This window comes from Echinicola strongylocentroti (genome assembly GCF_003260975.1).
GTDB lineage: Bacteria > Bacteroidota > Bacteroidia > Cytophagales > Cyclobacteriaceae > Echinicola > Echinicola strongylocentroti.
In genome coordinates this window covers 3986894-3998949 of sequence record NZ_CP030041.1, presented here as the reverse complement: position 1 = coordinate 3998949, position 12056 = coordinate 3986894, and the positions used below count along the sequence as shown (strand labels likewise).

At 45.8% G+C, this 12056-nt stretch carries 6 protein-coding genes; 4 read left to right on the top strand and 2 right to left on the bottom strand.

Going from position 1 to position 12056, the window contains the following annotated elements:
• Nucleotides 1-110: 110 nt before the first annotated feature.
• Nucleotides 111-791, bottom strand: a complete 681-nt coding sequence (locus tag DN752_RS15550) for a DUF2461 domain-containing protein (protein WP_112784798.1) — start codon at nucleotides 789-791, stop codon at nucleotides 111-113.
• Between the two features lie 850 nt (nucleotides 792-1641).
• Here DN752_RS15550 and DN752_RS15545 point away from each other — a divergent pair.
• From DN752_RS15545 to DN752_RS15530, 4 genes are all read left to right on the top strand, one after another.
• Nucleotides 1642-2997 carry a NarK family nitrate/nitrite MFS transporter gene (locus tag DN752_RS15545; protein WP_112784797.1) on the top strand — a complete coding sequence of 452 codons (1356 nt, stop codon included), beginning with the start codon at nucleotides 1642-1644 and terminating at the stop codon, nucleotides 2995-2997.
• 18 nt (nucleotides 2998-3015) lie between these two features.
• Entirely contained in the window at nucleotides 3016-6537 is a 3522-nt protein-coding gene (locus DN752_RS15540; RefSeq protein WP_112784796.1) for a nitrate reductase, read from the top strand.
• A 200-nt stretch (nucleotides 6538-6737) separates the two neighbouring features.
• Nucleotides 6738-8171 (top strand): rubredoxin, encoded by a 1434-nt coding sequence (locus DN752_RS15535; RefSeq protein ID WP_112784795.1) that lies wholly within the window; start codon nucleotides 6738-6740, stop codon nucleotides 8169-8171.
• 9 nt (nucleotides 8172-8180) lie between these two features.
• The gene (locus tag DN752_RS15530; protein WP_112784794.1) at nucleotides 8181-8570 is read left to right on the top strand and encodes a DUF7009 family protein; all 390 of its coding nucleotides are present in this window, start codon (nucleotides 8181-8183) and stop codon (nucleotides 8568-8570) included.
• Between the two features lie 41 nt (nucleotides 8571-8611).
• On the opposite strand, the gene DN752_RS15525 is transcribed toward DN752_RS15530, so the two are convergent.
• Nucleotides 8612-11836 (bottom strand): PKD domain-containing protein, encoded by a 3225-nt coding sequence (locus DN752_RS15525; protein ID WP_112784793.1) that lies wholly within the window; start codon nucleotides 11834-11836, stop codon nucleotides 8612-8614.
• Between the last annotated feature and the right edge of the window lie 220 nt (nucleotides 11837-12056).

Below are 12056 nucleotides of genomic sequence, written 5' to 3'. Positions count from 1 at the left end.
CAATGGCCCTTAGGCCATAACGAGGAAGAGGAAGGATCTCAATACAGAAGATGGATGTCTCAAAAGCCTCAATACTCATGTCTCAAGACTCAATACTCACATCTAACATCTCAAATAATCCCTTCCCCACTCTCGGCATCATCGACTGCACGGGCTAGGAATGCATGAAAATCCTCCATTTTGGAATAATAACCAAGACAAGTCTCCACCAAACCATCGGAAAGCACCTCCTCGTCAGTCAATGAATGGGTTACCACAAAACTCTTCAGTCGTAGCAGGTCGATATGTGGATGATCTGTACTATAATCCCGTGGAGAGGTTTTCAGCCGTTCTCCATGGATCTCCCCAAACGAAGACTTGAATGCAGGCTGCCCAATGATGTTTTTTAACTCTTCTCCCGCATAGTCAATCTCCTGTCTTATTTTTTTCAGTTCCTCCGCCGCAGGCATCCAGATACCACCAGCCAAAAAGGATTCGCCAGGCTGTATATGCAGATAATACCCTGGACCAACGGATTTTTTCCCACCTGGAGAAAAATAGCCGCCCATATTGTTTTTATAAGGAGCCTTGTTGGCACTGAAGCGGATATCACGGTTTTGTCGGAACACACAGTCTTTTGGCCGAAGGCCTGCCAATCCTGGCTCCACCTTTTTCAGCTCTTCCAATAAGGCTTCTACCGTTTCCAGAAAACCTTTCCGGGTACCCTGATACCATTCCCGATTGGCATCCATCCATTCTTTGCTGTTATTTTCGGCTAAGGCCGACAGAAAACTCAAGGTATCCTTGTTCATTGTTTTGATCTATCTATTGTTGGAAAACACTCCCACAATTTAAGGTTTATTCCCTGGCCCATCATGTCGTTTGCATAAAAAAACTCCTCCAAATCCCCCTCCATTGAATCGGTCACCTGCGCTACTACTGATTAGTCCCGTACTATTTCCTTGCTACCAAAACACGTAATTTCACGGTTTGATTATACGCTTTCTTGCCAGTAGTTTTTATTTCTCGCTGAACGCACAGAAAACCCAGAATGAAACAACGCTATTCTGAGATTTCCGTGGTTTCTGTGAGGACCTATTTCATACCCCTGTGATTACTGGTATCATTGCGGATATACATATTTCACGGTTTGAAAAACAACTAATAATCAGTCAAATTACGTAAATATTAATTTTTTACGTAAATATTTTTACGTACTTATACGTATTTTAAAAATTATTACCTACCTTAGCACTTGTTAGTAGTTCATTAAAACATTAATCCACTAGCAGCTAAACACATAGATAAGGTATTTCAGTGAGTAAAAGGAATACGCATTAATACCTTTCTATGTGCTTTAGTTCTTACATAGCGCGAATTAGTCATGGACTTTAGCCCCAAATAACCACTTAGTTTTCAGCAAACCATAACTACGTAAAAATGCTGATTTCCATAAAGACGACCATACACTTCATCCGAAGTGCTATTAAGTAGAACAAAGGTTGGTTTACTACCACCTTTAGACCATCTACGGTCTTTCAAAGATAAATAGTTCTCTGCTTTGGAACGGGACTCCGAGCAAACGGCCCGGTTCCCGTTTCCATTTAAACTTACTTCAAAAAGCTATTCAAACCAGATGTCCAACGATTAACCAATAATATCATGAAACAAGCAGCAAAAAAAGCCACTTCCATTAGATTGCTGGATTTTAAAACTCCGCAAATGAGGGCCTTTCACCTTTCTTGGTTTGCCTTCTTTTTATGCTTTTTCGGTTGGTTCGGTGTAGCCCCACTGATGACCATAGTACGTGATGAGCTGGACCTGACCAAGTCACAGATCGGTAACATCATCATCGCTTCGGTATCGATCACTGTCATCGCCAGGCTTATGATCGGCTGGCTAGTTGACCGCATTGGGCCAAGAATCACCTACACCTACCTTTTGATCTTAGGCTCTATTCCAGTGATGCTTATCGGACTCAGTAACAGTTATGAATCCTTTTTACTTTTCAGATTGGCCATTGGGGTGATAGGATCATCCTTTGTCATCACCCAGTACCACACATCCGTGATGTTTGCACCCAATTGCGTGGGCACTGCCAATGCTACATCCGCAGGTTGGGGAAATATGGGCGGTGGTGTGACCCAGATGGTCATGCCATTGATCTTTGGTCTTTTTATATCGCTCGGATACCTGGACGCCCAAGCTTGGAGATACGCGATGGTGGTACCAGGGATTGCAATGATCTTCACAGGTATTGCTTATTACAAATGGACTACTGACTTCCCAGAAGGGAATATCAGTGATTTGAGCAAAGCAGACCTCGATTATAAGAAAAAGAAAAAAGCAGACGGACAAGGTGCATTCAAAGCAGCCATTTCTGATCACCGTGTTTGGGCCTTGTTCCTGATCTATGGTGCCTGCTTCGGCATTGAGCTGACCATTAACAACGTGGCGGCCATATATTACCACGATTTCTTCAAACTGGACCTCAAAACGGCAGGTTTGATAGCTGGTCTTTTTGGTGTAATGAACTTATTTGCCCGCTCTGTGGGCGGTATGTTCGGCGACAAAGCCGGCATCAAGTGGGGACTTAAAGGCCGTGTAGCATTCCTTGGAGCCGTACTTTTGGTGGAAGGACTTGCACTGACGCTCTTTGCGCAGATGACGGTATTGCCCCTTGCTATAGGCACCATGATTCTTTTCAGCCTATTTGTCCAGATGGCAGAAGGCGCCACCTTCTCGGTTGTGCCATTTGTCAATAAAAAAGCCATCGGAACCATTTCTGGTATCGTAGGTGCTGGCGGAAATGCCGGGGCTGTTTTTGCCGGATTCCTGTTTAAGATGGAGGGCATTTCGTATGGAGAAGCCCTGACCATCCTGGGGATCTCCGTAACGGCCATCAGTGCAGTATCCTTATTGGTAAGATTTTCTTCTGAAGATGAAAAAGCAGCTAAAACCGAGATGGACGCTTCTTTATCTGAAAAAAATCTTCAGCCCGAATATGTAAAAAGCTAAAGCTAAACATTCTACCCCATGTCAACGGCCAAACCTGAAAGCTATAAAAGTACTTGTTCTTACTGCGGAGTAGGTTGCGGGATCATTGTCAACAAGGACAATAAAGGAAGGACCACCGTAGAAGGCGATCCCAACCACCCCGTAAACCGCGGCATGCTATGCTCTAAGGGCATGAACCTGCATTACGTGGTCGAAGACAAATCTGACCGACTGCAGTATCCACAAATGCGCTGGGGCAAATCCCATCCACTTGAAAGAGTGGACTGGGATACGGGCCTTGATCGTGCGGCTGCCGTTTTCAAGTCACTTATCAACAAACACGGACCGGATTCTGTAGCTTTCTACGTCTCCGGCCAGTGTCTTACGGAAGAATACTACTTGGTCAATAAGCTCACCAAAGGCTACCTAAAGACCAATAATATCGACACCAACTCCCGGCTTTGCATGAGCTCGGCAGTGATGGGATATATCAAAACATTGGGGGAGGACAGTGTGCCCATTGCCTATGAAGACATCGAATTAGCAGATTGCTTCTTGGTGGCTGGCGCCAACCCCGCTTGGTGCCACCCCATTCTCTGGAGAAGGGTAGAACAGCACAAAGAAGAAAATCCCGACACTAAAATCATCGTCGTGGATCCACGGGTGACGCAGAGCTGCTCACTGGCAGACCTTCACCTGCAGCTAAATCCAGGCACTGACGAAACCCTGTACTTGGCCATTGGCCGTTGCTTGATCGAAAACGGGGACATTGACATGGATTTTATCCAAAACCATTCAGACGGCTTCGAAGCCTATAAAGAACTGGTAATGGAAACTTCCTTGGCAGCAGCCGCAGCTACCTGTGGAGTCCCTGTAGAGGACATCAAGCTAGCAGCATCCTACATAGGCGATGCCAAGGGATTCCTGTCACTCTGGGCCATGGGACTCAACCAAAGCGCAGAAGGAGTCAATAAAAACCTCGCACTTATCGACCTGAACCTCATTACAGGACACATAGGCAAGCCTGGTTCGGGTCCCTTTAGCCTTACCGGCCAACCCAACGCTATGGGCGGCCGCGAAGTAGGCGGAATGGCCACCTTATTGGCCTCGCACCGCAACCTGCTCAATCCTGATCACCGACAGGAAGTCGCTGACTTCTGGGGAGTGGACCACCTTCCCGACCAACCAGGAAAAACAGCCACCCAGATCTTTGAAGGACTGGAAGACGGCTCTATCAAGGCACTCTGGATCATCTGTACCAACCCTTTGGTCAGCATGCCAGACGCCCGCCGTGTAGAAGCAGCCATGAAAAAAGCAAAATTTGTGGTGGTTCAGGACATTTCTGCCAAAGCAGAGGCCATCCCACATGCGGACCTGGTCCTTCCAGCTGCAGGCTGGGGCGAAAAAGAGGGTACCATGACCAATTCTGAGCGTCGCATCAGTTACCTCAACAAGTTTACCGATGCTCCTGGAGAAGCATTGCCGGACGCAGAAATCCTGTTGCGCTTTGCCAAAAAAATGAATTATAGCGGCTTTGATTTTGCCAATATGGCGGAGGTCTATGCAGAATACTGCCAGCTGACCAAAGGCACCAACATCGATATTTCTGGCTTGGACTATGATTACCTAAAAGCCAACGGAACCGTCCAGTGGCCTTTTACTGATAAAACAAAAGGTGGAACTGTCCGACTCTTTACCGATAAAAAATTCTATACTCCAAATGGCCGGGCTCAAATCCTTGCAAACGGCCCAAAAAACAAAACAGAACTCCCATCTGACGATTACCCATTGGTCCTCACCACAGGCCGGATCCGCGACCAATGGCACACCATGACCCGTACTGGCAAAGTGGCCAAGCTGAACAAGCATATCCCCAGTCCATTTCTCGAAATACACCCCGAAGATGCCGTCTCCAGAAACATCAAAGATGGCGAAACGGTGCTGATCTCCGGTAAGCGTGGTGAAGTACGCGTCCATGCACAGGTGACGGACAAGATCAAAAAAGGTGTCGTATTCCTTCCGATGCACTGGGGCAAAATCCTGCAAAATGACTTTTCACGCACCAACAACCTGACCGGAAACGGCATTGACCCGGTATCGAAGCAGCCGGACTTTAAGTTTTCTACTGTTCAGGTGGCCAAGTATGTCAAACCAAGACAAAAAATCGTCATCGTTGGCGCTGGAGCAGCGGCATACCGTTTTATCAACACGTACCGGGAATTTAATGAAGGAGATGACATCCACGTATTTTCTAAGGAAAAGTACCCCTTCTATAACCGTGTACTGCTTCCCGACTATGTCAACCGGCACAAGGCTTGGGAAGACTTGCTAAAGTTCAAGTCCCTATCGGAAATGGAAAAGCTGAACATCCAACTATACGTGGAAAACGGCATTGAGTCCATTGACCGGTCCAATAAAACCGTCACAGACGAAAAAGGACGAGTCCATCATTACGACACGTTGATCTTGGCGACGGGCAGCAGGGCATTTATCCCACCGGATATGCCGATGCATTTGCCGGGCACCTTCACCATGAGAAGCCGTCATGATGCGGACAAGCTCAAGGAATACCTCAATTATGAAGGTGATGTACTGATCGCCGGAGGAGGCCTACTCGGGCTGGAATTGGCGGCAGCCCTTCGGGAAATCAATGTCGGTGTGACCATTGTCCAGCTTGGATCCCGATTGATGGAGCGACAGCTGGACCCCATGGCCAGTTCATTATTGCGTGAGCGAATAGAAGAAATGGGCGTCAAGCTCTATATGAACAACCAAATCGCACACTTGGACAGTCATGAAGGCAGTAAGGAAGTCAATGTCCGCCTTAAAAGTGGCCAGGAGATCCATTGCAACGCTGTGGTACTGGCTATCGGTACCAGGCCAAATATGGAGCTGGCCAAATCTGTCGGGCTAAGCTGTGGCCGGGGCATTAAGGTCAACGACTACCTGCAGACCAGCGATCCTTCCATCTTTGCCATGGGCGAAATCGCCGAACACAAGGGCAAGCTGAACGGTATCACTGCTGCGGCGGAAATGCAGGCCGATATTGCGGCACGCTTCATCACGGGTGATCTCCTCAGCCTGTACAAAGGATCCATTCCGATGAACATCCTGAAATTTGCCGACCTGGACCTTTGCTCCATAGGGATCCCTGAAGTCCCTGCCAATGGCGAAGGGTATGAAGAAATCCTCTTGATCGATACCGCTCAGACGTATTATAAAAAATGCATCGTCCACCAGGACCGATTGGTGGGCGCCATTCTGATGGGAGACAAATCCGAGTTTGCGGAATTCAAGAGCCTCATCGAAGAAAGGACGGAATTATCCAAAAAACGACAAGAACTACTCAGGGGCAACTCCAATAAAGAGGAAATGATCGGAGAAATGGTCTGCTCCTGTGGCAATGTGGGCACGGGCAATATCTCCAAAGCCATTCAAGGTGGCTGCCATGAATTCAGGCAGCTTTGTCAGCAGACTGGCGCAGGCCTGGGCTGTGGAAGTTGCAAACCAGAAGTAAAGAGTATCCTGGAATCAGCACTACCGACACTGGTCAAGGCATAAGCAGGCAATTGGCATGATGAACGGACTATGTGGAACCTTTGAAAAACAACCACTATTGTTCATCATGTCCACTTCTGCCCATACTTAAAACCAATCTCCCAATGTGCTCTATCTCCCTATATCAGGTAAATGCTAGACGCCATAGGGACGATCTTTCCTTTTAAAACCTTAACTTTACAATAGCATAAAGTAATCAGAAAATGCAAAAAGCGGACTTAGTAAGGGTATTTGTAAAAGGTGGCATTATCTCACCTGGTGATTTCCTGAAGACCATCAACACGGCCAATGAACTTGGCACCAACTATATCCACTTGGGCTCCAGGCAGGACCTTCTTTTTCCCGTAAAGGACAAAAACCTGAAGACATTGGAAGAAACCTTCAATGCCATTAATACGGCTTACGATACCGATGGAGAAGAATTCCATAACATCGTGACGTCTTATACAGCCTTGGATGTGATGCCTACCACCCACTGGCTGGCTTCCCATACTTACCACTACATCTTGGACACCTTTGACTACCTGCCCAAGTTAAAGATCAATATCACTGATCCCGTACAGAGTTTAGTGCCGTTATTTACTGGTAATATCAACTTTGTTGCTTCTTCTTTTGACAATTATTGGTACTTGTACCTTAGGTTTTCGGAAATCGATGCCAAGCCGTGGTGTGCGCCCGACCTTATCTACGGATACGATCTCGCACGAATGGCCAAGGTCATCGAAGAAATCAACCCTGTAAAAAGTGGATTGAAATATCCGGAAATCTATGAAAAAGCCAAAAGCATCACCGCCCCCAACACCAGCCCTGTTGAGCAAGAACTAGACTACCCGGAAGCCACTTCCCCTTACTATGAAGGAATGAACCGTATCGTAGGTGGAAAATACTGGCTGGGGCTCTACTGGCGAAACAACAAGTTCACCATCAACTTCCTCAAGGCACTTTGTCAGCTGTGCATTGATACCAACATAGGAAAAATCTCACTTACACCCTGGAAATCGATCATTGTCAGGGGGATTGCTGAAAAAGACCGATTGAGCTGGGAAAAATTATTGGGCAAGTTTGGTATCAATATCCGGCACAGTTCCCTAGAGCTCAACTGGCATCTTCCTGTTCTTGATGAAGAAGCTTTGGACATTAAAAATTACCTGGTCAGGGCACTGGACAAGCAGGACATCAGCACTTACGGGCTGAGCTTTTCGGTCAAGACCAAGCACATGGCCTTATTCACTTCCGTGGCGATCGAAAAAGCCAAAAAAGAAAAGGAATCCGAACCAGACACCTTTAACATCCAGTACTCCAAGGATTTTAACCCCAATCTCTCGGAATATTTCTATTATGCCAAAAAGGTACCCTTGGATACCATTCCGCCGCTACTGATCGAGCTCAGCTATAAATATTATGATCAGCTGGAAGCACAAAAAAGCCAAGAAGAAAGCGGGGAAGTGGAAAAAGAAAAATCCCAACGTCCACACAGAAAGTACCAGTGCTCCAATTGCCTGACCATTTATGACGAAAAATATGGTGACGAAGAAGCAGAAGTGCCAGCCGGTACTTCTTTCTTGAAACTCCCAAGCAGCTATTGTTGTTCGGTCTGCGAAAGCCCAAAGTCGGCGTTCAAACTTATCCATAACTAAAACTGGTTTATGAAACTGCGCATCAATAACAATTCCATTCGATTACGGCTTAGCCAATCTGAAGTACAGGAAGTCGCATCTGGCAATTCAGTTACCGAGCACCTCTATCTGGGCAGTTCTGAAATGGGCATGCAATACAGTCTGATACTGGACGCTTCGACAGATGATGTTGAAGCATTTTTTGAAGATGGTCACTTAAAAGTCATACTCCCTGAGGAACTGGCTCTTGACTGGGCCTCCACAGACGAGATCAGCATCAGACATGTCCAACATCAAGGGAAGACGCATGAAAACATCCTTCTTATCGAAAAGGATTTTCAATGCCTACACAAACGTCCCGATGAAGACGAAAGCGATAATTTCCCCAACCCAAAATCACCGGAGGATTATCAAAAGTGACAAAGCTTAGCGGACGAGCATAAAAGCACCCTTTTTATCGATTACATGATCTGTCCCCTCAAGGGCATATAGTACCTCAATGTATAGGCATAAGAGCCCACAGGTGCTCTTTCCCCATTCACCGTACCATCCCAACCTGTATCCCCAAAATACACCAACTCCCCCCATCGGTTATAAATCCATAAATCAAAGTCAACTTCACAATTGGACACCCCCGCGTAAACTCCTGGCACTTGCCTTGGATCAAATCCCGTAGGCATCCGGAGCTCAGGAGCATTTTCCTCCACCTCTCCCTTGCCCACATAAATGCAATTGTAGACATCCCTAAACTCTACTTCATACACTCCCTTCTCCAGATCCATAGCCAAAGCAGTCGTCTGTCCATTATTCAACCAATGAAAATTTTGGGCGCCAATAATTCCTTCCGTATCCACCACTAATGCTCCATTTTGCTCCCCTGGGCAGGCAGGCTTGACCAGTCTCACATCCGCTTCGATGAATGGCGGTGAAGTAATCTCAAAATCCACTGTGACCACACAGCCGTTCTGGTCAAAAACCTCAATGCTATAAGAACCTTTGGCCAAATCATAAAGGGCGATTTCTTCTTCAAAATCCCGAAGGCCATTATGGCTAAGCCGATAGGGCGAGACCCCTCCTTTTATGGATATCCGAACCATACCATCTTCTCGTCCTAGACAAGTTGTAGGTGATGCCTCCAGTTCATCGATCTCAAGCAAGGTAGGCTCTTCGACTTCAACCCCTTTGACCAACTGGCTACAACCTAAATTATCTGTGATCGTTACCGAATAGGTACCTACTGGAAGGTTGTCCGCTACCGCTCTATTTAGTGAAAGGTCATGCTGCCACTCATAGCGATAAGGAGGCGTACCTCCCAAAATTTCCAATTCGATTTTTCCTGATGATTCTCCAAAACAAGTCACATTCGTCACATGAGAGCTGGCCAGTTCATCGGTTACTTTCACCTTTACAATAGGTGAATTTCCCGAGCAGACCTTATTTGAATCACTGAAAACCTTGTAACCTATCGCACCTTCTATTCCTGATTTATCCCATAATACCTCCACTTGACCTGTCCCCTGTCCAGAGGATATTATCCCTTCCATAACCTCCCATTCGTATGTCCTTCCCGGTATTATGGGATCAGCTGAGTAAACTTGGGAGAAATTGAGGTCAAAACACACCACTTCTGGACCAATCGGCTGAAAAGCCCTCAAACCCTGATCTACTATTATTTCCAGTTCTATCTGCTCTCCGGGGCAGCCATTATCAGAAAACGGCATAAAAACAAGCTTTGCATTGGGATCTTCTTGGCCCCACTTTACCAAAACCGAATCACCATAGTTCTCTACGATTTCTCCTCCAATGGCCTCAAATTCCCCCTGGGCAATGTGCTCCTTGTCAGTTAACCGATACATGATTTCCTTTACATCTGGACAGACATTTGCCTCTCCATCAAGCGTAGCTTTTGATTCCAAAACGACTACTTCCAAGGAAGCCTCTTCAATGTCATTGCAAGAATTAGGGCTTTTGGATGCCGTCACACTGACGATGTACTTTCCAGGTTCTGAAAAGGTATGGGTGACCTCATGACCATATTGCAATTCAGTACCATCACCAAAATCCCATACGATGTAATTATACAAAGGATCCGAAATATCGGCCTGCCAAGCTCCTTCTTGGTTCAGGCAAGGCACTTTTTCGCCAATAACATCAAATTCATAACTAGAGGAGAAATCCAAGTTCAAATTGTCCAATGCGGCACCTGCTGCATAACCGTAGGATTCCGTCCGCCCAAATCCATACGCATACGCTGCAAACCCTTCTGGATTTTCCAGATGATGGGCTCCCTCTGCTACGCGCACCCTTGCTATCTGAAAATCACCATCTCCCGATAGTGGAGAAAACTCACCACTAATCGAATTTCCATCCAACTTCGTCTGCCCCTGAGTCCCTGACTTTACGACAATATTAACATAATGATTTTCAATGACAGGCAACTTCATGGAATTGAACACCAAATCCTTCAAAAATTGGTCACTCGGGCTGTAGGTGATCATAAATGGATCCCCGTTATGGTACAACTCCTCATCCTCCATGCTATTGCAAAACGCCCCCTTGGAAAAAACTGTGACAGATGAGGGTTTAGAAGTCTCTATTTTGCATGATTGATCCGGCTCCAAATCGAACGTCATAGATTCTCCTCGTCCTATTTCTCCTTTATTTTCTCCCGCCACGATGACTTTTGTTCCGTCCTCGGATGCCAACACCCTAACCAATTCACCCGATGTTCTCCCCTTCAGCCCTACATGGATATAACTGGTACCCCAAGTGCTAATGGGGTAAGTCTGCTGAAAAAGATGGTCACAGGCCGGACAGTCACCAATGGTCGTACACAAATTCCCTCCAAAGACCGCAATCTTTCCACAGGCTCCCACCTCATCTCCCAAGACTTTCACGTAGGCACCTGTCAGGTCTCCAAATCCCTTGATCTGATAACTTTGCCCACGATCTAGCGTAATGGAAAAAGGCGTATTTGCTTGCTTTCCATTAAAGGTATTTACCGGGGTGGTGATCTCTACCTTGGTATCATCTTCCACGGCTACTAGCAGCAAAGTACCTGGGCCATATCCTTCCTCGTAATAAGATGTGACAAAGTATTCCTTTCCTAACGTCTTTACTGGCAAAACCACTGTTCCATCTGCCGAATATCGTTGTTCATTGAATGCATGAACCGCTACTCTACCGCTCGAGGTAATGTAAACCCCTTTATTTTCTATTTCTTCTGACGTGTAATGTATTACATTCGCCTCATAAGGTTTTATTTTCAGCACATATTGTTCTCCTTTTTGGAGATCAAAATGAGCGGTTTGTCCTAAATACGCTATCGCTCCTGACGCTTCCTCATCAGCAGTAATAACAAGAACGGCTGCCTCAGTAAAATCATTCTCCATAAATCCTACCCAAAACTCTTTTCCTAGAGTAGAGTTTTGCCCGCTGGCTGAATAGGCCAATGTAAAAAAAAGTCCAAACAAGACTAGCGCACTGATAAGCTGCGATGTTGGGCGATTACCTTCTGGTCGGTCTGGCCTTTTGTCTTTATTTGAAAATGTTTCAAATTGATTCTTTGACTTGAAAATCAAAAATACGGATGAGAGCCCCCGCAAACCTTGGGCAAGGGATACTCTAGCTATTAACTGAAAAATAAAGCTGTAGTAATAACAATCAAAAGGTAGTAGTTTCTTCATGGTGAAATCATCTTAAAAATTGACACCAATTCAATAATAAGACATTTCCCCACTTACCAATACACTACTTCCGTTTTTTGATCAAACCCAATAAAGGATCACTACATTAATACTATTTTACAGTATTTTATTCTAAAAACAGGTTAAAAAAACCACTTACTACCTTACAAGTAAGCAAGTCATTTTTACCACCAAGTTGGACTTGCAACTTGACAAAGCA